The following is a 24,028-nucleotide window of genomic DNA, read 5'->3' as shown; positions in this document are numbered from 1 at the left end:
GCAGCTGGACCTGGACGGGCTGGTCGCCATCGACGTGCACACCCACGTGCACGCCGACACCCACGGCCACCTGGCCCTCGACGACGAGCTCAACGCCGCGGCCGCGAAGTACTTCAAGGGCGACCCCTACGACCCGACCGTCCCGGACATCGCCGCGGACTACCGGGCGAAGAACATGGCCGCCGTCGTCTTCACCGTCGACACCGAGATGGCCACCGGTCAGCCGGCGCTGTCCAACGAGGAGATCGCCGACCTGGCCGCCGAGCACCCCGACGTGCTCATCCCGTTCGGCTCGGTCGACCCCGCCCGGGGGGTGGCCGGCATCCGGCTGGCCCGCAAGCTGGTGGAGTCGCACGGCGTCCGCGGGTTCAAGTTCCACCCCTCGCTGCAGGGGTTCGAGCCGAACGACCCGGCCGTCTACCCGCTCTACGAGGAGCTGCAGGACCTCGGCGTCCCGGCGCTGTTCCACACCGGTCAGACCGGCATCGGCGCGGGCCTGCCGGGTGGCCGCGGGATCAAGCTGCGCTTCTCCGACCCGATGCTGCTCGACGACGTCGCCGCCGACTTCCCGGGCTTGACGATCATCATGGCGCACCCCTCGGTGCCCTGGCAGGACGCGGCGATCTCGGTGGCCACCCACAAGGCCAACGTCTACATCGACCTGTCCGGCTGGTCGCCGAAGTACTTCCCGCCGCAGCTGGTCAAGGCCGCCAACGGACTGCTGAAGCACAAGGTGCTCTTCGGCTCGGACTACCCGCTGCTGCGCCCCGAGCGGTGGATCTCCGACTTCGAGCTCCTCGACATCAAGCCCGAGGTCAAGCCGCTGATCATGAAGGAGAACGCGATCCGGGCCCTGGGGCTGCGGTGAGGAACGCCGGCCTGGGCTCCTGGCCCGAGCGGCACCTGCGCAGCTCGCCGCACAAGCCGGCGCTGTGGTTCGAGGGGACGACGACGACCCACGGCGAGTTCGCGCTGCGGGTCCGGTGCGCCGCGGCAGCGCTCGCGGGGCTCGGGGTGCAGCGCGGTGACCGGGTCGCCTGGTTCGGCGCCAACCACCCCGCCGGACTGGAGATGCTCTACGCCTGCGGCCAGCTCGGCGCGATCTGGGTGCCGGTCAACGCCCGGCTCACCGCGCCGGAGGCGGAGTACGTGCTCGACCACTCCGGTGCCTCGCTGGTGCTGCACGGCCGGGAGCACGGGACGACGGCCGACGCGCTGCGCAGCGCCCTGCCCGCCGTCCGCGCGTGGATCGCGGCCGAGCCGCCACTGGCCGGCGGCGCCGGCTCGCTGGACTGGCAGCAGCTGCTCGCCGACGCCGACCCGGTGCAGCGCGACGAGGCGGTCACCCTCGACGACGTCTGCCTGATCATGTACACGTCCGGGACCACCGGCCGGCCCAAGGGCGCGGTGCTGACCCACGGCAACATGACCTGGTCGTGCATGAGCCAGGTGCTGGGGTTCGACTTCGCCCCGGACGAGCGGACCCTCGCGCTGGCGCCGCTGTTCCACATCGGCGGGCTGAACGGGACGCTCAACCCGACCCTGATGCGCGGCGGCTGCGGGGTGCTGGTCCGCGGCTTCGACCCGCCGGCCACGCTCGCGGTGATCGCCGAGCAGCGGGTGACGTCGTTCTTCGCCGTCCCCACGATGCTCGACGCGCTCAGCCGCCAGCCCGGCTTCCAGACCCTGGACCTGTCCGCGCTGCGCACCATCGGCGCGGCCGGAGCACCGCTGCCGCTGCCGCTGCTGCGGACCTGGCTCGACCGCGGGGTCACCGTGCAGCAGGCCTACGGGATGACCGAGTCGGCACCGGCCGGTACGTCGCTGGACAGCGCGGACGCGGTGAGCCACGTGGGGTCGGCCGGCAAGCCGCAGTTCTTCACCGACGTCAAGGTCGTCCGGCCGGACGGGACGGAGTGCCCGCCCGGCGAGGTCGGGGAGATCGTGCTGTCCGGCCCCAACATCATGGCCGGCTACTGGAACTCCCCCGAGGCCACCGCGGCCGCGATCGTCGACGGCTGGTACCACTCCGGGGACGCCGGCTCGACCGACGAGGAGGGTTACCTCTACATCCGGGACCGCTACAAGGACATGATCATCTCCGGCGGCGAGAACGTGTACCCGGCCGAGGTCGAGTCCGTGATGCTCGAGCTCCCGGAGGTGCAGGAGGTCGCGGTCATCGGCGTGCCCGATCCGCACTGGGGCGAGGTCGGCCTGGCCGTCGTCGTCCCCGCCCCCGGCGCTCCCCAGGACGGCGACGCGCTGCGCGCCACGCTGCGGCAACGCCTCGCCGGGTTCAAGGTGCCCAAGCAGGTCCGGTACGTGGACGAGCTGCCCAAGACCGCGACCGGCAAGATCCGCAAGCCAGCGCTACGACACACGTACGTGCTCACCGAGGAGGACGCATGACCACCACCACGACTCTCGCCGAACTGCCCTCGCTGAAGGGCCAGGAGCTCGGCACCAGCGACTGGTACGAGGTGACCCAGGAAGCGGTCAACCTCTTCGCCGACGCCACCGGTGACCACCAGTGGATCCACGTCGACGTCGAGCGGGCCAAGGCGGAGAGCCCGTTCGGCGGCCCGATCGCGCACGGCTACCTGACCCTGTCGCTGCTCGTGCCGCTGGTCTCCCAGACCTACACGGTGACCGACCAGAAGATGGGCGTGAACTACGGCCTGAACAAGGTCCGGTTCCCCGCACCCGTGCCGGTCGGCTCGAAGGTCCGGGCGCGGGTCACCCTCAAGGAGGTCGACGAGGTCGCCGGCGGGCTGCAGATCGTCTTCGCCGTCACCATCGAGCGCGAGGGCGGCGACAAGCCGGTCTGCATCGCCGAGTGGGTCACCCGCGCCTACGCCTGAGGTGAGCGGAGTGCCAGGGCGCGGAATCCGCGTCCCTGGCACTCCACTAGCGTCGGCGGCGTGCGCATCGCCGTCTTCACCGGGTCCCAGGCGGGGCCGGCGTCCCACCAGCAGGCCGCCGCGACCTTCGCCACCGAGCTGGCCCGGGCCGGCGTCGGCATCGTCTACGGCGGCGGGCACGTCGGGCTGATGGGCGTGGTCGCCGACGCCGCGCTGGCCGCCGGCGGCGAGGTGGTCGGGGTCATCCCGCAGCACCTGGTGGACGACGAGCTCGCGCACCCGGGAGTGCCCCGGATGGAGGTCGTGCAGACGATGCACGAGCGCAAGGCCCGGATGGCCGAGCTCGCCGACGCCTTCGTCGCGCTCCCCGGCGCCGCCGGCACGCTCGAGGAGCTGTTCGAGGCCTGGACCTGGGGGATGCTCGGCCTGCACGCCAAGCCGACGGCGTTCCTGGACGTCGACGGGTTCTGGCAGCCGCAGCTGACCCAGCTGCGCCGCATGGTCGACGACGGCTACCTGGCCGCCCACCGGCTCGAGGCACTCGGCGTGGTGCACGACGCCGCCGAGCTGCTCGCCTTCCTCGAGGACTACGAGCACCCGGCCCGCAAGTGGACCCCGCCGGCCGCCTGAGCATGGAGCACGCGGACGTCCTCGTCATCGGCGGTGGACCGGCCGGCGCCGCGTGCGCCGCCGCCGTCCGCCGGACCCGCCCGGACGCCGACGTGCTGGTGCTCGACCGCGCCGCCTTCCCGCGGGACAAGGTCTGCGGCGACGGGATCGCCCCCGAGGCGCTGGACGTGCTGGCCGTCCTCGGCATCGACGTCGCCGCGCTGACCGACGGCTTCCCCGCCGTCCCCCGGCTCCGGCTGCGCGGCCCGCGCGGGACGACGGTCGAGCGGGAGACGGCGCGCCCGTCGGTCGTCGTCCCCCGGGCGGTGCTGGACGGGCGGCTGCTCGAGCAAGTGCTGGCCGGCGGCGCCCGGTTCCAGCGGCACACGGTGCGGTCGGTCGCCGTCCACCCCACGCACGTCGAGGTCGACGGCCGGTTCCGGGCGCCGGTGCTGGTCGGCGCCGACGGCGCGGAGTCGGTCGTCCGCAGGGCGCTGGGCGTGCCGCCGAACCGGCCGGACCGGCTGGCGGTCGCGATCCGCGGCTACGCGCCCGTGCTGCCCGGGATGGACGGCGTCCAGGTGGTGACGACGACGAAGCAGCGCTGGCCGGCCTACGCCTGGTCGTTCCCGCTCGGCGACGGGCGGGCCAACGTGGGGTACGGCGAGCTCGTCTCCGGTGGGGTGACCCGGGCGGAGCTCGTCGCCGGGCTGCACCGGATGCTGCCGGGGGTCGAGCCGACCGGGCTGCGGGCGCACCGGCTGCCGCTGTCGACCGGCCGGCCCCGGCTGCCGGGCGGGCGGGTGCTGCTGGCCGGGGACGCACAGTCGCTGATCAACCCGCTGACCGGTGAGGGGATCTTCTACGCGGTGCTGTCCGGGGCGCTCGCCGGGGCGGCGTCGGCGGCCGGCGCGCAGGCCGGGCAGGTGCTGCAGCGGGCGCTGGACCAGCGGCTGGGAGCACACCTGCGGTCGTCGGGCACCGCGTCGCAGCTGAGCCGGTGGCCGGTGCTCATGGACGCCGCGGTGCGGGCGGCCGTGGCGGAGCAGCGGGTGTTCGACGACGTCGTCGCCCTGGGCCTGGCCGACGGCCGGCTGACCGCGCGGTCGCTCGCCGCCACGCTCCGCCGGCTCTGCTAGGCGCCGGCGACCGCGACCCGGCCGCGCCCCCCGCGCTTGGCTGCGTACAGCGCCGCGTCGGCAGCCGCGTACAGCTCCTCCAGGGCGAGGGCGTGCGAGGGGGCGTGGGCGACGCCGAGGCTGACCGAGATCGCGAGCAGCTCGCCGTCCGGGAGGACCAGCGGGCTGGCCCGGACGGCGTCCAGCACGTCCGTGGCCCGCCGGACCGCGACGTCGGCGGGGCAGTCGGGCAGCAGCACGGCCAGCTCGTCGCCGCCCATCCGGCTGAGCACCCCGTCGCCGGCGCGCACCACCGAGCGGAGCACCCCGGCGATGTGCGCCAGGGCGTCGTCCCCGACCGGGTGGCCGTGCTGGTCGTTGATCGACTTGAACGAGTCGACGTCGACGATCACCAGCGCGGTCCCGTGCCCGGTCGGCCGGGTGCTGAGCGCGAGGGACAGCGCCTCGTCGAGCACCCGGCGGTTCACCAGCCCGGTGAGCGAGTCGACGCTGGCCTGCTGCTCGAGCCTCGCGACCAGCCGGTCCTGGGTCTCCCCCGCGCGGGCCAGCATGAACGCCATGACGGCGAGCACGGCGCCGAAGAAGCTGAGGTCGGTGACGGCGTTGCCGACCGGCTCGAGGTGGAACAGCACGATCCCGTCGCCCCCGATAGCCAGGACGGTGACGAGGGCGACGGCGCCCCGGCACAGGTGCACCCCGGCCCACAGCACGGGGAAGGCGAGGAACGCCTGGGCGCCGGCCGAGGGGTCGCTGGTGATCCAGTTCATCCCGCAGCAGAGGGTGACGCCGATGACCGCGATCAGCACGTAGCCGCCGCGGCTGTCGATCCGCTCCGGCGGCGTGAACTGGAAGGCCACGGCGAGGGCCACCAGCACGCCCGCGCTGATCCAGGACGCCGTGATCCCGATCGACGACACGGCGTTGGGTCCGAAGAGCGAGAAGACCATCAGCGTGACGGCGCAGACGAGCAGCACCAGGACCGCCGTCCTGGCTGCTGCCTGAGGGTCTCGTGCCCTCATGGTCCGGGGGATCCGCATGCCCACTGGATCGGCAGGCGTCCGCAGATGCTGGGGCACAACCGTTCCACACCGGACCCTTACGGGTGAGGACCCGGGTGCCGTCCGGGTGGCCCGGTCGCCGCTCCGAGGGGAACACTGGGTGGAGGCCACGCGGTCGATCCCGGGAGATCGTGCAGGCCAGGCTCCGTCGGTCCAACCAACGGCCGACGGGGCCGCCTCGTCCACCCGAGACGAGGTTCACGCCGTCGAGGGCGTCCGCCCCTGGTCACCGGCGGTCGGGCGCGGGGCCTCGACGACGCGGTCGAGCCACTCGGCGAGGAGTCGCTGCTCCCCGTCGCTCAGCACGTCGAACCGGGGCGCGAGCGCCCGGAAGGCGACTGCGGTGGCCATCGGCCCGTCGTCGGCCGGTGGGGGCACGTCGGTGAGGACCTGGGTGAGGACGGCCTCGTACATGGCGTCGGCGAGGCCCGGGTCGCGCTGCTCCACCGGAGTCGCCAGCAGCGTGAGGATGGTGCCGATCCCGGCGGCCTGGATGACGTCGACGGCCCGCCGCTCGCTGACCCGGAGCCGCCCGGTCTCGGCCACCCGGTGGACCCGCGACGCCAGCACCTGCCGTCCGGCCTGCGCCGCCGGCGAGTTCACCACCCGGTCGGGGTCGCTGAGGAGCCGGAACAGACCAGGGTTCGCGACGCCGAAGTCGATCTGCGTCTCCCAGCCGGCGCGCAGGTCCTCGAGCGGGTCGACGCCGTCCGCCGAGGCTGCCTGCACGACCGCGGCCTTGCCGGACACCTGGGTGGACATCACGTGCTCGGCGACGGCGTCCAGCAAGCCGTCCTTGTCACCGAAGATGCGGTAGATCGCCGGCGCCTGCACCCCGGCCGCCTCGGCGACCCCGCGGGTGGTCACCGCTGCCGGGCCGTGCTCCTGGAGGAGCCGCGCCGCGACGTCGACGATCTTGGACCGCGTGTCGCTCCGGCGGCTGGGCGCATCGACCATGGTTCCAACGATAACGCAGTGTTGCTATCGTTGTGTTTATCATGGTTAGCCTTGAGGTGTTTCCACCGATACGGAAGCGAGCTGACCATGATCGTCATCACCGGAGCGACCGGCGCCCTGAACGGCGCGACCGTCGACCACCTGCTGCAGCGCCTGCCCGCGAGCGAGCTCGCCGTCGCCGTGCGCGACCTGGGCCGCGCCCAGCGGTTCGCCGATCGCGGGGTGGAGGTCCGGCGCGGCGACTACGCCGACCCGACCTCGCTGCCCGGCGCCTTCGCCGACGCCGACCAGCTGCTGCTGGTCTCCTCGAGCGACCCGGCCGCAGACGCGGTGGCCTTGCACCGGGCGGCGATCGAGGCCGCCGTCGCCGCGGGTGTCGGGCGCATCCTCTACACCAGCCACCAGGGTGCGGCACCCGGCACGCCGTTCCCCGCGGGGCGCGACCACGCCGCGACCGAGCAGCTGCTCGCCGAGTCCGGCGTCCCGTGGACCTCGCTGCGCAACGGCTTCTACGCCCACAGCCTCAGCTGGCTGACGGGGCCGTGGCGGGAGACCGGGGTCATCGCCGTGCCGGCCGACGGGCCCGTGTCGTGGACGGCGCGCGAGGACGTCGCCGAGGCCGCCGCCGTCGTCCTCGCCTCGAACGGCGCCCACGGCGGCCCGATCACGCTCACCGCCGGCGCGGCACCGACGTTCGAGGAGGTCGCAGCGCTCGCGTCCGAGCTGAGCGGGCGGACGGTCGAGCGGGTGGTGGTCGGCGACGACGAGTGGGTCGCCGCCCAGGTCGCGGCCGGGCAGCCGGAGTTCGTCGCCCGCTTCCTCCTCGGCATGTACCAGGCGGCCGACCAGGGGTTCTTCGCCGGCGTCGACCCCCTGCTCGGCGAGCTGCTCGGCCGCGAGCCGCGGACCGTGCGCGACCTGCTCGCCGAGCCCGCCCATCAGGGGTCCTGAGCGGTGACGCGCTGCGCTGATCAGCAGCCGAGGAGGATCCGACTCACCCTGCCTCTCGTGGCAACCCGCCTCCGGGTCGCCAGGCCGGGTCGCGGCCGATGAAGGCCATGAGCCTGTCCTGCGGGGAGGCGTCGTCGTCGACGGGCACGGCGGGACCGAACTGCCCGCTGTCGCGAAGGAGCTGCTCCATCGACGCCATGTCGGCCAGCGCGGCGCGGCACCGCTCCTCCCCCAGGTCGGGCTCTCGACCGAGCGCCTCGGCGAGATCCCAGGAGTGCAGCCACACGTCGCCGGTGTAGAACTGGTCGATCGCCTCGTCCACCGGCTTGTCGCCGGTGTGCGGGTTGCTGAGCACCCGACCGGCGGGATCGTCGAGGACAGCCTGCACGTCGGCGACGTGCTGCTTCCAGGCGGCGACCGGGTCGGCCGCGACGTCCAGGGCCGGGAGCTGGATCCCGGCACCCCCGAGGAAGCCGCGGGACCACTCGACCAGGTGCTCCACGACGTCGAGCGCCGTCCACCCTGCGACCGGACTGGGTCGGGACCAGTCGCCGGCCGAGGCGGACTCGACCAACTCGGTGAACCGGGCCGCGTCGTCGGCGTGTCGCCGGGCTGGACTGCTGGGAGCGGATGTCATCTGAGGTTCCTTCGCGGATCGGGTCGGCCTGCGCCGTGGACACCGGGTGGAGCTACGACGACCTGCGTCCACCGGTCGTCCTCAACTCATCGGTTGACTACGAGGTTAGCTCTGTCTCCAGGCTGTGGTCAACCAGCGGGTTGAAGAAGCTGGCGACTCGCCGAGCGGTCTCGCGATCGTCCGGAGACCGGGCTTCAGCCCGGGTCCATGGGATGGAGGAGGTCGTAGGCGGTCGACAGCTTCTTCGGGACGACCAGGCGCCACGCGTCGACGACGAGCTCTCGGGCTTCGATCGGGTCCAGCGCGGCGAGGTCGGCGTGGACCCAGTTGAACCGCATGTCCGACGCCGCCGGCAGTTGGAACGTGTGCGGCTCGCTGCGGACCAGCGCTTCCCGCTCCTCCTTGGGGAACGCGAAGCCCATCACGCTCTCGTCCAGCGAGAAGGCCACGTAGACGATCTGCCTGACGCGGAACTTCAGCCTGCCGCGTACGTACACCTGGTACGAGCGCTCCAGTTCGGCGCCCAGCGGCCGGACGTCCTCGATCACCGCCATGTCAGGTCCCGCCCCTCGCGGCCGGCAGGCTGCCGTCCTCGTGCCGCCGGTCACCCACGACCTGGCCTGCTCCGTCCGGTCGGTCAGGGTCCATTCCTGCTGCGTCGCGCACACAGGGTCGACTGCGACGGCCGGCTGGAGTCATCGGTCGACCCATCAGCCGGCGTGTCGAGGACCTCCTCCCGACCCGGAGGCCGGGCACCGGCGCGGGACGGTTCGGGTCAGGACCAGGGTCACCTCGGCCGGTGCGACGGGGTCACGGCACGTCGACAGGAGGCCCAGCGCCCCGTCGGGCCCGCACGAGCCACTGGTCGGAGCGGAGGGCGTGGGATTCGAACCCACGATGGGTTTGACCCCATAGCGGTTTTCACGTTCAATCCCCAACGCAGCCTGACCAGCCTGGGGCGATATGGCCGCAGGTCAAGCGGGACCACGACTGACCGCGGGTCACCGTCGTTGCCCCCTGCGTGCCCGTTGTACGGGCACGCAGCGGGCACGAACGAAGGCGACCCGCTGTGACGTGCCGATCCAGATACCGAAATGGGCGGGCAACGCTTCGCGCCGCCCGCAACCCTGTGCACGATCCGACAGACGGCAACCGGACGCCGGTACCGCAGTCGGTGAACACCAGAGCGGGCCTGACCTTCGGCCAGGCGGCGCGCTCCACGCGTGATCGAGCCAGACACGCCGGCGCTGCACGAGCTCCGCTCCGGAGGATGGTTGCCCACACACAGCCGTGGACGGCGGCCGAGGTCTTCCCCGGCCAGCCGCCCACCGCTCAGGCCACGGCGGAAGCGATACAGCGCCACACCCCGTGGCTTCGGCGCTGCCCCCGACCAAGAGATGTCCCCACGGCGCGGATCATCAGGCCTCGCGCGGCAGCCAAGGGCCACTGGATTCGGGCCGCGATCGTGACGTCGCGCCCGCGCCGGCCAGCGCACGAGCCGCTTCCCGCCCCAGGTCCCGCTACGTCTCCGTCGCGACGCCCTTGACCGACGACTCCGACACTTCGGCCGTCTCACTTCCTCAGAAGTGAGACACGGCTGGCAGCGAGACGGCCGCCGACCCGCTGACGAGGCTGTTCGCGCGCCAGCGCGACATAGGTGAACCATCGGCGCGCCGCGAGTCGCTGAGCCGCTCGAGTTCCCTGACCGTAATCGAGGGAGGCATAGGCGCCCACCTGGTTACGCCGTAAGTTGCCTGCCGTGCCTCGCTATCGGTTGAGCCGCGAGCAGACGACCCTTGAGGTGTTCGAGGCGGTCAGTGACGAAGACGCTCAGGTCGTCGGCCGTCACCTGTCGGTGGCCCACGACCACCGAAGTGATCCGGTCATGCGCCCGACCTTCTGCCTGGAGGGCGAGGCCGATGCCGGCTGGCGACCGGTTTTCAGCTGGATGCCGGCCTGACCGACGCCCTGCGGCTGCAGGCTCTCGGCCCGTCCATCGCACCGGTCTCAGGCCCCCGCGGCCTCGACACGCTCGCGGGGGGACGGGGTGGTGCTGCGGCCTGTCGGCAGGCGTTGGCCCAAACCGTGCACACCCCACGTGCGGCTGCCGAGCACACGTCCGGCCGCGTCTTCCCTCGCGCGACATCACAGACCTCCTCAAGGAGTCCTGGCGGCTCATGTCGCGAACAAGGGTCAGGGGTCGCGGGCGCACTCAGTGGCCACCGCGAGCCCGCGATGGTCGTGGGTTGTGAATGTCGATTCAGCTGGCCTTCGGCGGTGATCGCGGCGGCGAAGCGGGTGGCTGGTCCTCGCCCCGGGGCGGTGTCACTTCCGCGTCCGGTGCGCTCAGCCGGGTGGCGCTCGGCCTGACGGCGAGCAGCCGGTCGATGACGGCGTACAGGGCGCTGTCCACCGCGCCGTCCGCACTCGGCGCCGAGAGCGGCACCCGCAGGGAGCGGGAGAACTCCTCGAGCGCTTCGTTGACGGTTTGGGCCAGCACGTCCTGCTGGAAGGTGTCCAGGGGCAGGAGGCCCTGCAGGTAGCCGTCGATGTCGAAGGCATCGCTGGTCCCGCCGAGGGCCACGTAGCGCAGCCACAGCTGCTGAACGGTCAGGCCCGACCCGATTCGGGCGGCCTCCATGGACACATGCCGGTCATCGGTGGACATCACGGGCCCGTCTCAGCGCGGCTGGGAGTCGGTCGAGCGCGCGAGGACCGTGGTGAGCAGAGCCCGCGCGATCTCCTCGACCGGCCGATTGGTCTGCCGCGCCGCATCGGCCAGCGTCGCGAAGGCCTCGTGCGCGCTGGCCGCCCCGCGACCCAGCAGCACGCCCACAGCGTGGGCGATGGTGTCCCGGCTGGCCAGTGCCCCGGTCAGCTCCCGGCTCAGCCGCCGAGCCTCCTGCAAGCTCTGGGTGTTGGACAGCAGGATGGCCGCCTGCTCGGCGAGCAGGCCCATGATGTGCTCGTCGTGCGGCCCATAGTTCATCGGACGCTCGCAGTAGACCTTCATCGCCCCGATCGCCTCACCGCCGACGATCAGCGGCGCGCTGAGCACCGACCGCACGCCCAAGGCCTGGACGGCGGTGTTCCAGCGCGGCCACCGGCCGTCGGTGGTGGTGTCATCGATGCGCACCAGCTCGCGGGTCGCCCAGGCGGTCAGGCACGGCCCCTCGTCGAGCTCGTACTGCAGCGTGTCGGCCTGCTCCACCGCCTGGTTGGAGGCGGCCCTGGAACGTCTGCCGTGTTCGTCGACCACGGTGACCGCGGCGCCCAGGGTGCCGGCGGTGGTGGTGGCGGCCAGGCTGGTGACCAGCTCCAGGGCGGTGTCGACGGTCTCCCGGGACAGCATCAGCCCCGACATCTGGGCCAGCGCCGCGGACAGATCCAGTGGCGGAGCACCTGGGACGTCGTAGGGAAGGTCATCGGGGCGATCGGTGGACTGGGTCATGGCTTTCCCATCGCAGTGGTGCCTTCAGCTGTCAGTGGAGGATGCACAAGCCGGCCCAGGGGCGTGTCCGGCACGCGGTCCCAGGCTCGGGCCTAGGTGTGGTCATCGGCGTGATCGTCAGAGTTCGCCGGTGAGGACCAAGTCCTCAGCGACGTTGCGGAGCTTCCTGTTGGCGCGCTGAGAAGCCTCGGCCAGCAACCGGAAGGCCTGGTCGGCGGTGAGTTTGTGGCGTTCGATCAGGATGCCCTTGGCCTGCTCGATGACCGACCGGAACTCCATCGCGCTGCGCATGTTCTCGGCCAGTTCCCGGGCGTCCTGAAGCGCGTCGATGTTGGTGAGCGCGACCGCGGCGAAGTCGGCGAACCGGGCGATCGTCTGCCGGTCCTCCTCGGTGAAGGCCTCGACCTCGGAGACGTAGACGTTGAGCCCGGCCGACAGCTGCGCGGCCGGCACCGGAACTGCCAGCAAGCCGAGCGCACCGGCGTTCAGAAAAGCCGGCATGTAGTCCGGCCACCGGGTCTCGGTCCGGCCATCGCTGATCTCGATGACGTGTCCGCCGATCGCGGCCTCGACGCAGGGGCCACGCCCCTGCCGGTGCTGCGTCTCATCCAGCGCCTGCGCTCGCCGGCCTGTGAACGCCGCCGTGGTCGGCTGGTCATTGCGCACCACCGTCATCGAGACGTCCCAGACTCCCGGCATCACCCGCGCAACCAGGTCCACGACCTTCTGCAACACCGTTTGGGTGGACTGCCCATCCAATATCAACAAGGCGAGCTCGTCCAATGCGGCCTGAGCCGCCTCGCGGCGCTGACCTTCACGGGGTTCTGACACGGACGCTGGCCCTTCCAACCCGACCTGCCCCTGAGGGTTCTGGCCGTTGGCGGTCCGCCCCAGGGAAGGGAGGGAGAGGGAAGCACTCCACGCCGACTGACCCTGAGGCCTCCCTTGTTGTGCACGGTACCTGACATTGGGAAGGGTGGAACTTCGCTCCCCACGCCGGCTGCCGACGGGCGTCGTCCCGGCGGACTCCCACGTCGGCTTGACACGGCGGAGGAAGGTGAGGCCATCCCCTCACCGGGAAGTCTCCGCCCGAGCACCTGACCGCGGGTGAGGAATTACCCTTCGCCGCGACGGTCGCAGCACCAGGTACACACCGGAGATCTACCCGTGGCAACTGCTCTGAGCACCGCCCGCCGCAACGCCGTCCTCGACGGTCTGTCCGACGAGGACCTGACCACGCTCCTGCCCGACCTGACGCAGATGCCGCTCGAACTCGGCGACGTCCTCCACGAGGCGGGACAGCCCGCCCAGTCGGTCTACTTCCCCCTCCTCGGTGTGGTGTCCGTCGTCGCCGACCTGGGCGGGGACCAGGTCGTGGAGACCGCCACCATCGGGCGGGAGGGGATCGTCGGAATCTCGGTGTTCCTCGGCACGGACACCCCGACCGAGCGATCCCAGGTCCAGGTGGCCGGCTCCGCACTCACCATGAGCGTCGAGGACTTCCGCGCGGCCATCACCGACGTCGATGGGCCGCTGACCGCGATGCTCCGCCGCTCGGCTCAGGCGCTGTTCACGATGGTGTCCCGCAACGCCGCCTGCAACCGGGTGCACACCGTGCGCCAGCGCGCCGCCCGCTGGCTGCTGATGACCGCAGACCGCATGGACGCAACTAATTTCCCCCTCACCCAGCAGTTCCTCGCCCAGATGCTCGCCGTCCGCCGCACCTCCGTGGGCGAGGTCGCCCAAGCCCTGGCCGACGACGGCGCCATCACCTACACCCGCGGCAGCATCACCATCACCGAACCCCAGCGCCTGCGCTCGAGCGCCTGCGACTGCTACGACGTCATCCGCGAAGCCACCGACAAGGCGATGGCAAGCAGGTGAGGGACACCGGCGCTCGGTCCGGAGTCCGGCGAGGCCCAGCGGCGACGAAGTGGCACCATCAGCGATCCCAGTGACCAGCCAGCGCCAGTGACGCCGCACACCGCCCAGGCCACCAGCCTTTCGATCGGCGGCCGCACAGGCCCCCCAGGGACAAAGGCGCAACAGTCAGCTGCCGGTGACCGCAGCGACGCGGGGACCCCCGAGCCGTTCCGACGTCCGCCGAGCCGTTGATGAATGCGAGCACCCCCTCTTGACCTATCAGTCGACTGGCCCGCCGCCGCAGCCGCTCAGTGCTTCCCCAGATGGGAAAGGCGCGTCCGTCGGGCCTGGCGCCTGCAGGCACCACCGCCCGCCCGTGGTCGACACGAACCCATGGGAAGGGAAGGGTGTCGGTCGTGTCCGATGACCTCCGCGCACGAAGCCCTCGCGCGCGTCGTCCTGGTCGACCGCGACCTGGCTGATGTCCTCGATGAGATCACCGAGCTCGGCCGCCGGGCGATCCCCGCTCCGAAGCCGCCTCGGTGACGCTGATCTCCGGCGGGAAACCCCACACCGCCGCCTACCGCGGGCAGATGGCCAGAGACTCCGAAGAGCTGCAGTTCGAGCGGGGCCATGGCCCATGCCTGGATGCCGGCCGTGCGCGCCTGGTGTTCCTCATCTCCGACATGCGCAGTGAAACCCGGTGGTCCGACTACGCCGCCATGGCGGTCGACAGAGGAGTGCACAGCAGCCTGTCGATCCCCCTCCCCTTCCAGGGCGCCAGCATCGGGGCGATCAACCACTACGCCACCCGGCCAGCCGCCTTCGACGAGGACGACGTGGCTCTCGGGGAGGAGTTGGCCGACTTCGTCGCGGTCGCTGTCGTCAACGCCCGCCACAGCCACCAGTCGGCCCAGGACGCGGCGAACATGCGCCGCGCCATGGAGTCCCGGTCGACCATCGAGCAGGCCAAAGGGATCCTGATGGAGCGGCACAAGGTCACCGCGGACATGGCGTTCACCGTGCTCACCCACGCCTCCCAGCGCAACAACGTGGAGCTTCGGGACGTAGCCGACCATCTGGTCCAGACCGGCCAGCTCCTCGGCCGAGAATGACCGCCGGCGGCAGTTCGCGTCTGACCATCTGGTCAACGGTCGAGGACCGTCCGGTGCGGGGCAGGGTTGGCGACTGGCTCAGCCGGCGCCGACCATGCGGTGCCCTCGAAGCGCCAACTGGTAGCGCGGCCGGTTGAGGTCGCCGGCGGGCGGCTGACGTCGGTGGTGGGCGGACTTGTAACAGCGCGGGTCCGTCCGGTTCATCGGGCAGGAAAAGCCACCCACCCCGAACACGTGAACGCAGCCACGTGCCGAACCGTCGTCGGCGCACGGGGAGCGTGGCCGATGAGCGGGTCGATGTGGTCGCAACATCGCCGGCCCGCGCCCGAGCTGGACACATCGAACGTGTGGCGGTGGGAGCCGTCGAACCCGGTGGAAGTGACAGCCCAGCGCCGGGGTCTGAGCGCCGCGCTGCACGACGGCAGCCGACCAGAACGGGCGCAGGAAGACGCCATCGAGAACATGCTCCTGGTGTTCGAGGAGCTGGTGTCCAATGGCCTTCGCCACGGCGAGAGTCCGGTTCACGTCGCCGTCAGCACCACACCCACAGGCTGGCTGCTCGACGTCAGCGACGCGGCGACCGACCAGCCACCAGCACTGGCCGTCGGCCGGGACCCCGCATACGGCGGGCTGGGGCTCTATCTGGTGGCACGACTGTCCGCGGCCTACGGGTGGGAAGTTGACGGCGACCGCAAGCATGTCTGGGCCCAGGTTGCCTTCGCCTCACCGGAGCGCTGACACGGTGGCGTGGCACAGCACACGCCCCCGCGGTAACCTTTCAAGCGGTCGAAGATCCGGCCCGAATGCACCAATTTCAGGCTTCGGATGTTCGGACGCTCGCTGTCCCGCCGTCCACCGATGCCGGCGGGGAAGCCGTTGTGACCATTGATGTCGCACCACAGACCTCAGCGCCGATCCAGGTCGGGCCCACCCTTGAGATCTTCGTGGACCCGTCCCTGGGACTGGTTGTCGTAGTCGGCGAACTGGACAGAGAGCAGTCCCCGCACTTACTGAAGGCTCTCTCAGCCCTTACCCAGACGTCCCACCAGGCTTGGCTGATCGACGCTGGAGAAGTGACCTACTGCGACGCGGGCGGCGTTCGCGCGCTGGCCACCGCAGCCACCATGGCGGAAGACCACGGCAGCCATGTGATGATCACAGCCAGCAGCCGATGCGTGCAGCGCCTGGTCACCCTGGTCGGACTGAGCCACCTGTTCCTCCCCCCGGCGCCTGCCCGTCCCCAGCGCACCACGCCCGGCCCCCCCGCACACGGTCGTCGGATTCCTTCGCGACCAGAGGCCCGACGACCTGTTCGGGTGAAATCACGACCACAATCTCCCGACGGGGACGATCCGTCTCTGATGGTCGCAGTCGATTACCGCCTGGGCAGGCTCCAGCTCACCGGCCGACTGGACGGGGGGAACGCGCACCTGCTGCACGACACCATCTCGGCACTGCTCCTCAGCGACTGCGACCGGTGGACAGCCGACATCACCGCACTCGCCGTCGTCGACCACGCCGGCATCAAGGCCATCGGCACCGCCTACCGGCGACTGCTCCGCAACGGCCGGCGGATCACCCTGCGGGGAGCCTCACCCGCGATGGATCAGGCACTGACCCGCCTACGACTGGACCGCCATCTGTTCGACCCGGCCAGCCACCCGACAACTGCTTCCTCTACCCGGGCCGGCGCCCGGACGGCATGAGGCCCCGGTCGACAGCGCCAACGTCGCCGACCCATGGGTCAGCTACCCGTCGTCTGCTCGCTCCCGTCGTGTAGATGGAGCGCGCTTGCGCGCCGTCGAGCGCGCCGCCCACGCACGCACGACATGGTGGCTTGGACTGCACCGAGACGTGGTGGACAAAACGGGCCGCGATCCGGACCGTCCACGCCATAGGTCAGCCGCTTCCTAGCTGCCGATGTCTCCGGCGGGTAGTCCGCCGATGATGCCGCGGGCCAGCTCGTCATCCCGCGGCGGGCCGCGCCACTCCACCAGCAACAGCGAGGCGTCATCGCTGGTTCGGCCGCCTCGGGCGTCCATCAGGCTGTGGGAGAGCAGTCGTACGGTCTCGGCCACGCTCACCTGGTCCACGCTGGTCTGCTCGACGAGCTCACGCAGGCGTGCCTCGCCGAACTGATGCCCGTCCTCGAGTCGCTCCTCCACGACGCCGTCGGTGAAGAACAGCACCCGGTCCCCTGGTGACAGCTGCGCGGTCTGCACCAGCGGGGCGGCGCCGCCGAAACCTACTGGCCGGGTGATCGGGCCGGTGAGTTCGGTGACCTCGCCGGACGGGTGGATCAACAGGCCCGCGGGATGCCCGGCGTTGACCCAGCTGAGCACGCCGGTCTCGGTGTCCAGCCGGCCCACCTGCGCGGTGGCGAAACGGCCGGGGTATGTCGCGGCGAGCACATCATCCATGTGGACGTACAGGTCCGGTAGGGACGCGTTGGACCGCCGTCCGTGTCGGTAGGTGGCCACCACGATGGTCGCCATCGTGGCCGCCTCCAGCCCGTGGCCCATGGCGTCGAAGACCGCCAGGTGGAGCACGTGGGAGTCCAGTGCGTAGTCGAAGCTGTCTCCACCCACGTCGTAGGCCGGCTCCAGGATCCCGGCGAGCGCGACGTCCGGGGTGGTCATCACCAGCGGGGGCAACGTCTGCCACTGCAGGTGCGCCGACAGGCTCATCGGGGCCGCGGTGCGCACCCGGTCGAAGGTGGTGGTGTAGTCGGACTTGGTGACGATCAGGTCCGCGGCCAGGCCGGCCAGACGCTGGGCGAGTCGCCGGTCGTTGTCGTCCACCGCGGACAGGGTGAACGCAAGCACGCCGATCCGGTCCGAGCCGTCGAGCATCGGCATGAACAGTCGTACCGACCCGTCGGGCAGCTCCTGCTCGATCCGGGCGTCCTGCGTGAAGGCGCGACCCGGCCAGCTCCCGTCGATCGGCGACGGCTCACCCACCAGGCCTGACCCGCTCAGGGGCTGCAGGGTCCGCTGGTCGTAGTCCTGCAGCCAGATGCTGACATCGGAGGCGCCGACCGCGGCGATCTCCTGGGCCAGCAGCGGACCCACCAGCCGGGCCGGCATGAGGTGGGCCCTGTCCAGCAGGGAGCCCAGTAGTCGCTCACCGAGGCTCTCGACCCGCGACCGGCCCTGCGCGTCCGCGAAGCCGCGACCACCGCCCAGCAGTGCTGCGGGCGTCCCGCTCCCATTCTGGGTGCCGCCCTCAGGCATGTGCTCTCCAACCGGGTCCCATGGAAACGGGTGACCGGTCGGTGACCCTTGCCCGGCCGCACGCCGGGTGGAGCAACGCCGCGTCGACATCAGCCACCACGACGGCACCAGACTAACTCCCAGCTGCACGCACTCCCGGCCGATCACCCTGTGGGCCGAGACGAGTGATCCGGCTGATGCCGGTACCGCTAGGGCCGCCGGCGCAACTGCCCATAGGGCCGGGGCCGCCAGGACGCGAGGTTCTGCCAGCGATCGCCATCGCGGCGCTGGAAGACGAAGAATCGCCAGGCTGACTCGTCCCCCGGCGTTCCCGCCGAGTCGGTGAAGGACAGCGCCGTCGAACGACCTTGAGCAAGAGCTAAAAGATCACTGTCCTCGCCATCTTCGACGAAGTACGTCTCCAGGACGCCTCCTGTTGCCGACCTGAGATGTCGAGTAGTCGATAGCCGGCCACGACCCACCCTAGGCACGAAGCACTCACCGGCGGCCGCCAGGTCCGCATCAGCTGGGGCGGTCTCTGCGTCAGGGCGCCGGCAAGCACGCGCGTTGACCGGATGCGGCGCTTCGTTCATCGACGGCGTGCCCGACCACCACCCGAAGCACCAGCGATGCGCGTGAGGGAGCTAAGGCGGGCCCCCACTCCCGCCGGCCGGGTGGAAGTCCCGGCGCCCACGCCCCCAGGGGGCGTCAACTGCCAGCGATTGAGTCCAGGCGATCGGCCTCGCGGAGGTGCTTCTGGGCGTTGACCGACAGGCTTCGCGCTCTCCGACGCACCTCATCTGGGTCGGGCAACCTGTCAGCGTGGTCGAGCAGACGGCAGGCCACACCGCGCTCAGCCTCTCCGACACGTCGATGGGCGTCTGCGAGCGACTTCTTGCTCATGCAGTGACCTCAGGGATCGAGTCTCGTCTGAAGGGTGTGGCGGGGCTGCGCGAGCGCAGGTCGCGCTCGCCTCGGTCGTGCATCAGGTAGCCGCCCCGGCTACTACAGCGCACTCTTAGCCAGCCCCTGCGTTCTGAACCATGAGTCGCCGGGGTCAGGCTCCATCGGTCCAACCACCGGCTGATGGGGCCGCCTCGGCGCTAGTCGGCCAAGGAGCCCGTCAGCACCAGGCGCCCGGCCACGTGGCGGAGCTTGACGTTCTCGCGTTGGCTCGCAGCGACGAGCAAGCGGAATGCCTCTGCTTCGGTGATCTTGTGCCGCTCGATCAGGATGCCCAGAGCCATGCCGATCTGCCGACTCAAGGACAGGGCCCGCTCAAGCTGGTCCAACCGAGACAGGGCGGCCGCCAAGTCCTCGGTGCCATCCGGGCACGAGCCGGCAGCTTACGGCGTAAACCGTGCGCTCCGGCGCGACCTGCGACTAAGGGGGCGTCACCGGGCGGGTGACATCACCTTCCACCGGCCCATGGAACCTGCCACGCTCCTGATCGCGTTGCGGCCTGCGCCCCCGTGGCAGGTCGGGGCGCGCCCTTCCTGGCTGGCAGGGGGCGCTTCGTTCCTGGACGTGGGCCTCGGATGCAGCGAGCGCCCCAAGCGCCTGCGCCAACTCGGCTGCCGCCTCGCCATCAGCAAGTTCCTCCACGACGGACCGCTCAGCCACTGGCGGATCCAACTTCCCACTGCCGGTCTGAAACAGGACCGTTTGAATAGGGGGGGTGCTATGCGCCGCCCTGCACGGGGCCCAGAACCTCCCCTGTCGTGACCAGGTGATCGGCCACCTCACGAAGCTTGAGGTTGTTGTTCTGAGATGCGTGCGACAGCACCGTGAAGGCCGCATCGGCGGTCATCTTGTGCCGTTCCATGAGGATGCCCTTGGCCTGCTCGATCATCGCCCGGGACACCATGGCGCGACGCATGTTCTCGGCCTCCTCGGCTGACTGGGCGCTGTGCTGAGCGTTCGCCACGGCGACCGCGATGAAGCCAGCCATCTCCTCACCGCGGGCCACGTCGTCCTCGTCAAAAGCGGCCGGCCGGGTGGCGTAGTGGTTCAGCGCCCCAATGGTGGCTCCTAGGAAGGGGAGCGGGACCGTCAGGGAACTCCGGACACCACATTCGACCACCGGCGCGGCGTAGTCGGGCCAACGCTGCTCGGTCCCCATGTCCGAGACGAGGAAGACCAGGCCGGCGCGGCCGGCGTCCAGGCACGGACCATGGCCCAGCCCGTACTGCAGTTCCTCGGCGTCGACCGCCAGCTGGCCCTGGAACGCGGCGGTGCGCGGCTTCCCGCCGCCGATGAGGGTGACTGAAGCACTTTCTGAGCCTGGGATCGCCCGGCGGCCGATCTCGGTGATCTCGCACAACGCGTCGCCCAGGTCCCGGTCGACGAGGACAACGCGGGAAAGGGCCTCGTGCAGGGCGGTCAGGTCGGCCATGACTCGTACTCTTCCCTGTCACCGGGTGCGCGTCACGCCTCGCCGGACAGCGAGAAAGCACGGGGCTGAGCCGTGGGTCACTGACCCGCAGCGGGCGCTTGGTTCCGTCGCCAGCTGCGGCACAGCTGCTCACGGCCACCCGCCGAGGTTTGCTGTAGAACGCGGTCAAGGCGACGTTGACCGACCTGGCGCTGACCTTCTTGGACCGTTCCCACATCCTGGCTGGCTTCCCGTAGCTGCCCTCTCGCGGCCGTGGGTGGCGGGGGAAGGGCGCTGTAGGCCCATCCCGTAGGGACGCGCAGCGCCCTTCCGGCGGCGCCCACGGCGGTGATCATGGGCGGCGGGGAGCGGGCCCCTCATGCCGGCGGGGGGGCGCTCGTCCGTGGTGCCACCGCTTCGTCACCCCCAGCTCGAGTCTCGCGACGTCGGGCGCCCCGTTCCCGGCGCGCAGCCGAGCCCCAAGCAGGGCTCCAGGCCGCTGACCTGCGGGGTGACGTCGCCTTGAACGTTCCTCGGCCACCTTGGGCGCATCGCCGGACCCAACCCGGCCACCGCGGGTTCGCCCAGGCCGGCGACCGGCGGCACGCGAGGCGGCGAGGAGGTGGACGACGGTGATGTCGTTGCACAAGCTGTCGGCCGGGTCGGGCTACACGTATCTGACCCGGCAGGTGGCCGCCGGGGATGTCACCGCCCGCGGCCGGGGATTGCTGGGTGCCTACTACGAACAGCGCGGCGAGTCCCCCGGCGTGTGGCTCGGCGTCGGCCTTGCCTCGTTGGACGGCGGCCCGCGAGCGAGGGATCCAGTCACCGAGGCGCAGATGCTCGCCCTGTTCGGACACGGCCATCACCCAGGCGCCTCCACCGTCACCGGTGTGGCCGGGCAGCCCGGTGGCGGCCGGGGGTCAGTGCAGCTGGGGAAGCCGTTCGTCACGACCGGGCCGCGGTTGTCGGTGGCCGGCTATGACCTGACCTTCTCCCCGGTGAAAAGCGTCTCGGCGTTGTGGGCGCTGGCCTCCCCCGAGCTCGCAGCGCAGGTCGAGGCCGCGCACGCCGCGGCGGTGGCCGACACCATCGGCTGGCTGGAACGCACCGCCGTCTACACCCGGCTGGGCGCCGGTGGGCTGCGGCAGGTCGACGTCACCGGGCTACTCGCGGTGGCGTTCACGCATCGGGACTCCCGCAACGGCGACCCGGACTTGCACACCCATGTGGCGATCTCCAAGCCTGACCCGACGGCGCCCGACCGCGGGAAGCTGGCCGAGTACGTCCAGCAACGCGCCGACCTCGTCCACGCCCTGGCCGCGACCATCAACGCCAACCACCTGCCCGACACCACCTGGGCCGACCAGCTACGCCAAGCCGACCCCGACCTGGCCCGGCAGCTCGCCGTCTGGCGCGCCGCCACCGGCAACGCCGACCATCCCCACCCGGTCGGACCACAGGCCTCACCCACACCCGAGGTGCGCGCGCAGTTGCAGACGGTTCTTGCCGCCCACCTGCCCGACCATGAGGCCTTTGATCGGCAGCTGGAGAGCCAACCGTCGAGCATTCGACATGCCGGTGAACCCACCCGCCACCGCGGCGGTGCCCCGGGGCCGCATCACGTCCCCAGGTGTCACCGAACTGCATCCAACGACGCCTGTACGGGCCGTGGCTGGTCGTGGCACCCGAGGGTCACAGCTCGTTCGTTCACCGGTGCGCCAACCGTCTACAGAGGAGCCGGCATGACCGCGACCAGCCCCCGACCGTCGGCCAATGCCGGCGACCGCCTCCACGACGTCGACAGTGCTGCCGACTACCTCCGCTGCGGACGCCGCCTCATCTACCGCCTCGTCGCCGAACGGCGCGTCAAGTTCACCTACGCCGGCCGCTCGCTCCGCTTCTGGCAGACCGACCTCGACGCCTACCTCGACGCCCGTGCTGTCGAACCCACGGCGCCACCCATGAACAACCGTTGACATCGGTCCTGCGGGACCATCCACGAGGCGTGAGCCGATGGTTGTGCGGCCACCGCCGAGGGCTCATCGTCGGGCCCACAAGCGACGCAGAAGTCGTTCTTGGGAGGGGGCCTCCTCCGGCCCAGCGGCCGGGTTGTGCCATCGCACCCCCGCCATCAATCGAGAAGGAGACCGGAGCCGTGGCAGCCGGCAGGAGACGGTTCGGTCGAGTCCGCAAGCTGCCGTCTGGCCGTTGGCAAGCGCGGTATCCAGGCCCGGACGGCAACGACCGCGCAGCGCCGACGACGTACGCGACCAAGACCGATGCCACCAGGTTTCTCGCTGCCACCGAGGTCGACATGGGGCGCGGCGTCTGGCTCGCCCCGCACCGCAGCGGCGTCACACTCCGGGAGTACAGCCAGGCGTGGCTCGCGGAGCGCTCGGTGCGCGGGCGCCCGCTGGCGGTCCGAACCCGCGAGACGTACCGACATTCCCTGGACCGCTGGGTGTTGCCGACCCTCGGCGGCCTGCCCCTCGATCGGATCACCCCGGCCGCCGTGCGGAGCTGGCACGCCAAGATCAGCGCGGCCACGGGCCCTACCGCGACCCGACAGGCCTATGCGGTGCTGCGGGCGATCCTCTCCACCGCTGTCGCCGACGACGCCCTGGCCCGCAATCCGTGTCGCATCACGGGCGCCGGGCAAGCGCGGACGGACGAGCGGCCACTACTGGATCTCGAGCAGGTCCAGCAACTCGCCACCAGGATGCCCGCTCACCTCCGGGGCCTGGTCGAGCTCGCCTTCTGGGGACACCTGCGCCTGGGGGAGCTCATCGCGCTACGCATCCAGGACGTCGACCTGGACGCGGGCACGGTGACCGTGCGACGTCAGGGCGTCGAGACTGACACGGGCCCCGAGGAGGGACCGCCGAAGGTCGGGAGTCACCGGACCGTCCACCTGCCTCCCCAGGGCACGAGGCGCTGGACTAACACCTGAGGTTGCGCGGTCCGGCGCTGCCGAGCGCCCGGCTGTTCGTTCGGCAGGACGGCACCACTCTGCGCGCCCACCACGTCCACGCGGCCTGGGGCACGGCCCGCCGGAGGGCCGACCTGCCCGGAGCCCACCTGCACGATCTCCGCCATGCGGGCTTGACGCTGGCCGCTCAGAGCGGAGCCACGCTCGCCGAGGTGATGCGTCGCGCCGGCCACTCCTCATCGCGCGCGGCCATGATCTACCAGCACGCTGCAGAGCGACGAGACGCCGAGGTGGCCGCCGGGCTGGGCCGCCTTGCGGCGGGCACGACCCGAAACCGTACGGGCACGCAGCGGGCACGACGGGGGCGCTGAGCCCCCGCAGGGGCTCCTGCATCAGACCAGACAGACGGAAACCGCAGGTCAGAGCGGAGGGCGTGGGATTCGAACCCACGATGGGCATTACCCCATAGCGGTTTTCAAGACCGCCGCCATCGGCCACTAGGCGAGCCCTCCCGGCGCTACAGAGGCTAGCGCCTCGACCCGCAGCAGACTCCGCCTCGCCCGGCGGGTGCGCGACGGGCCGGGGTCGGCGTGCAGTGGTGCGCCGCCCCACCGGACGTCACCTGTGCACATGACAGCAGTTCACTGTTCGACAGGCGGAGCGCCCGATCGTGAGTCGTCAGTACCTTCACGCTGGTCAAGAAGTGCCTACGATCCTGTCGGAACCAGCACACTCTCTTCATCGGGCATGATGTGCTGGACGGCGGTGTTCCACATCCATGAAGGTCCGTGTACGCGCGCGTCGACCTCCCACCGCCTGATCCCTCAGCGAAGGACCTCTCTGTCTGTGACCGTCCCACCCCAGTCCCC

At 71.1% G+C, this 24,028-nt stretch carries 24 protein-coding genes and 1 tRNA gene; 14 read left to right on the top strand and 11 right to left on the bottom strand.

Features of this window, described 5'->3' with window-relative positions; genetic code table 11:
• The first annotated feature begins 4 nt into the window (after positions 1-4).
• The 5 genes from FHL79_RS06800 to FHL79_RS06780 are packed head-to-tail and all read left to right on the top strand — an operon-like array spanning position 5 to position 4,609.
• Positions 5-868, top strand: a complete 864-nt coding sequence (locus FHL79_RS06800; RefSeq protein ID WP_138757908.1) for an amidohydrolase family protein — start codon at positions 5-7, stop codon at positions 866-868.
• Entirely contained in the window at positions 865-2,409 is a 1,545-nt protein-coding gene (locus tag FHL79_RS06795) for an acyl-CoA synthetase (RefSeq protein WP_138757857.1), read from the top strand. The genes FHL79_RS06800 and FHL79_RS06795 overlap by 4 nt, the downstream gene beginning before the upstream one ends.
• On the top strand, positions 2,406-2,861 hold the full coding sequence (locus tag FHL79_RS06790) for a MaoC family dehydratase (RefSeq protein ID WP_138757856.1): 456 nt from the start codon (positions 2,406-2,408) through the stop codon (positions 2,859-2,861). The genes FHL79_RS06795 and FHL79_RS06790 overlap by 4 nt, the downstream gene beginning before the upstream one ends.
• A 60-nt stretch (positions 2,862-2,921) precedes the next feature.
• Positions 2,922-3,491: an LOG family protein gene (locus tag FHL79_RS06785; protein ID WP_138757855.1), complete on the top strand. Its 570-nt coding sequence runs from the start codon at positions 2,922-2,924 to the stop codon at positions 3,489-3,491.
• Between the two features lie 2 nt (positions 3,492-3,493).
• On the top strand, positions 3,494-4,609 hold the full coding sequence (locus tag FHL79_RS06780) for an NAD(P)/FAD-dependent oxidoreductase (RefSeq protein WP_138757854.1): 1,116 nt from the start codon (positions 3,494-3,496) through the stop codon (positions 4,607-4,609).
• On the opposite strand, the gene FHL79_RS06775 is transcribed toward FHL79_RS06780, so the two are convergent.
• Positions 4,606-5,628: a GGDEF domain-containing protein gene (locus FHL79_RS06775; protein WP_246080457.1), complete on the bottom strand. Its 1,023-nt coding sequence runs from the start codon at positions 5,626-5,628 to the stop codon at positions 4,606-4,608. The genes FHL79_RS06780 and FHL79_RS06775 overlap by 4 nt on opposite strands.
• 237 nt (positions 5,629-5,865) lie before the next feature.
• On the bottom strand, positions 5,866-6,624 hold the full coding sequence (locus tag FHL79_RS06770) for a TetR/AcrR family transcriptional regulator (protein WP_138757853.1): 759 nt from the start codon (positions 6,622-6,624) through the stop codon (positions 5,866-5,868).
• 87 nt (positions 6,625-6,711) lie between these two features.
• Between FHL79_RS06770 and FHL79_RS06765 the strand changes: the two genes are divergently transcribed.
• Positions 6,712-7,575: an NmrA family NAD(P)-binding protein gene (locus FHL79_RS06765; protein WP_138757852.1), complete on the top strand. Its 864-nt coding sequence runs from the start codon at positions 6,712-6,714 to the stop codon at positions 7,573-7,575.
• A gap of 43 nt (positions 7,576-7,618) precedes the next feature.
• On the opposite strand, the gene FHL79_RS06760 is transcribed toward FHL79_RS06765, so the two are convergent.
• Together FHL79_RS06760 and FHL79_RS06755 are read right to left on the bottom strand one after the other, a co-directional pair.
• Positions 7,619-8,212 carry a TIGR03086 family metal-binding protein gene (locus FHL79_RS06760; RefSeq protein WP_138757851.1) on the bottom strand — a complete coding sequence of 198 codons (594 nt, stop codon included), beginning with the start codon at positions 8,210-8,212 and terminating at the stop codon, positions 7,619-7,621.
• A 194-nt stretch (positions 8,213-8,406) separates the two neighbouring features.
• Positions 8,407-8,766: an MmcQ/YjbR family DNA-binding protein gene (locus tag FHL79_RS06755; protein WP_138757850.1), complete on the bottom strand. Its 360-nt coding sequence runs from the start codon at positions 8,764-8,766 to the stop codon at positions 8,407-8,409.
• Positions 8,767-9,971: 1,205 nt separating this feature from the next.
• Between FHL79_RS06755 and FHL79_RS06750 the strand changes: the two genes are divergently transcribed.
• Positions 9,972-10,172: a hypothetical protein gene (locus tag FHL79_RS06750; RefSeq protein WP_138757849.1), complete on the top strand. Its 201-nt coding sequence runs from the start codon at positions 9,972-9,974 to the stop codon at positions 10,170-10,172.
• A 300-nt stretch (positions 10,173-10,472) separates the two neighbouring features.
• Here the strand turns inward: FHL79_RS06750 and FHL79_RS06745 are convergent, their stop codons facing one another.
• The 3 genes from FHL79_RS06745 to FHL79_RS06735 form a co-directional block, all read right to left on the bottom strand.
• Complete coding sequence (locus FHL79_RS06745) at positions 10,473-10,880, bottom strand: hypothetical protein (RefSeq protein WP_138757848.1); 408 nt, start codon at positions 10,878-10,880, stop codon at positions 10,473-10,475.
• A gap of 12 nt (positions 10,881-10,892) precedes the next feature.
• On the bottom strand, positions 10,893-11,663 hold the full coding sequence (locus FHL79_RS06740) for a GAF and ANTAR domain-containing protein (protein WP_138757847.1): 771 nt from the start codon (positions 11,661-11,663) through the stop codon (positions 10,893-10,895).
• A 117-nt stretch (positions 11,664-11,780) separates the two neighbouring features.
• Positions 11,781-12,494: a GAF and ANTAR domain-containing protein gene (locus tag FHL79_RS06735; RefSeq protein WP_246080455.1), complete on the bottom strand. Its 714-nt coding sequence runs from the start codon at positions 12,492-12,494 to the stop codon at positions 11,781-11,783.
• 336 nt (positions 12,495-12,830) lie between these two features.
• Between FHL79_RS06735 and FHL79_RS06730 the strand changes: the two genes are divergently transcribed.
• The 4 genes from FHL79_RS06730 (at position 12,831) to FHL79_RS06715 (ending at position 16,347) form a co-directional block, all read left to right on the top strand.
• On the top strand, positions 12,831-13,547 hold the full coding sequence (locus FHL79_RS06730; RefSeq protein ID WP_138757846.1) for a Crp/Fnr family transcriptional regulator: 717 nt from the start codon (positions 12,831-12,833) through the stop codon (positions 13,545-13,547).
• A 521-nt stretch (positions 13,548-14,068) separates the two neighbouring features.
• Positions 14,069-14,641: a GAF and ANTAR domain-containing protein gene (locus tag FHL79_RS06725; RefSeq protein ID WP_246080453.1), complete on the top strand. Its 573-nt coding sequence runs from the start codon at positions 14,069-14,071 to the stop codon at positions 14,639-14,641.
• A 285-nt stretch (positions 14,642-14,926) separates the two neighbouring features.
• Positions 14,927-15,379, top strand: coding sequence for an ATP-binding protein (locus tag FHL79_RS06720; RefSeq protein ID WP_138757845.1), 453 nt, complete (start codon positions 14,927-14,929; stop codon positions 15,377-15,379).
• 140 nt (positions 15,380-15,519) lie between these two features.
• Positions 15,520-16,347 (top strand): STAS domain-containing protein, encoded by an 828-nt coding sequence (locus FHL79_RS06715; protein WP_171058058.1) that lies wholly within the window; start codon positions 15,520-15,522, stop codon positions 16,345-16,347.
• Between the two features lie 204 nt (positions 16,348-16,551).
• Here the strand turns inward: FHL79_RS06715 and FHL79_RS06710 are convergent, their stop codons facing one another.
• The 3 genes from FHL79_RS06710 to FHL79_RS06700 form a co-directional block, all read right to left on the bottom strand.
• Positions 16,552-17,874 (bottom strand): PP2C family protein-serine/threonine phosphatase, encoded by a 1,323-nt coding sequence (locus tag FHL79_RS06710; RefSeq protein ID WP_138757843.1) that lies wholly within the window; start codon positions 17,872-17,874, stop codon positions 16,552-16,554.
• Between the two features lie 1,082 nt (positions 17,875-18,956).
• Positions 18,957-19,145: an ANTAR domain-containing protein gene (locus tag FHL79_RS06705; protein ID WP_246080451.1), complete on the bottom strand. Its 189-nt coding sequence runs from the start codon at positions 19,143-19,145 to the stop codon at positions 18,957-18,959.
• Positions 19,146-19,534: 389 nt separating this feature from the next.
• Complete coding sequence (locus FHL79_RS06700) at positions 19,535-20,248, bottom strand: GAF and ANTAR domain-containing protein (RefSeq protein ID WP_138757842.1); 714 nt, start codon at positions 20,246-20,248, stop codon at positions 19,535-19,537.
• 614 nt (positions 20,249-20,862) lie between these two features.
• Here FHL79_RS06700 and mobF point away from each other — a divergent pair.
• The 3 genes from mobF (at position 20,863) to FHL79_RS26430 (ending at position 23,530) form a co-directional block, all read left to right on the top strand.
• Positions 20,863-22,206, top strand: coding sequence for a MobF family relaxase (gene mobF, locus FHL79_RS25375; RefSeq protein WP_138757841.1), 1,344 nt, complete (start codon positions 20,863-20,865; stop codon positions 22,204-22,206).
• Positions 22,207-22,385: 179 nt separating this feature from the next.
• On the top strand, positions 22,386-23,180 hold the full coding sequence (locus tag FHL79_RS06690; protein WP_138757840.1) for a site-specific integrase: 795 nt from the start codon (positions 22,386-22,388) through the stop codon (positions 23,178-23,180).
• Positions 23,181-23,182: 2 nt separating this feature from the next.
• On the top strand, positions 23,183-23,530 hold the full coding sequence (locus tag FHL79_RS26430) for a tyrosine-type recombinase/integrase (RefSeq protein ID WP_218938354.1): 348 nt from the start codon (positions 23,183-23,185) through the stop codon (positions 23,528-23,530).
• Positions 23,531-23,584: 54 nt separating this feature from the next.
• Here the strand turns inward: FHL79_RS26430 and FHL79_RS06680 are convergent.
• Positions 23,585-23,671: transfer RNA gene (locus FHL79_RS06680), tRNA-Ser, on the bottom strand.
• Positions 23,672-24,028: the final 357 nt, after the last annotated feature.

The organism is Modestobacter altitudinis (assembly GCF_005930475.1).
In the GTDB taxonomy this organism is placed as follows: Bacteria; Actinomycetota; Actinomycetes; order Mycobacteriales; family Geodermatophilaceae; genus Modestobacter; species Modestobacter altitudinis.
This window is presented reverse-complemented; position numbering and strand designations above follow the sequence as displayed.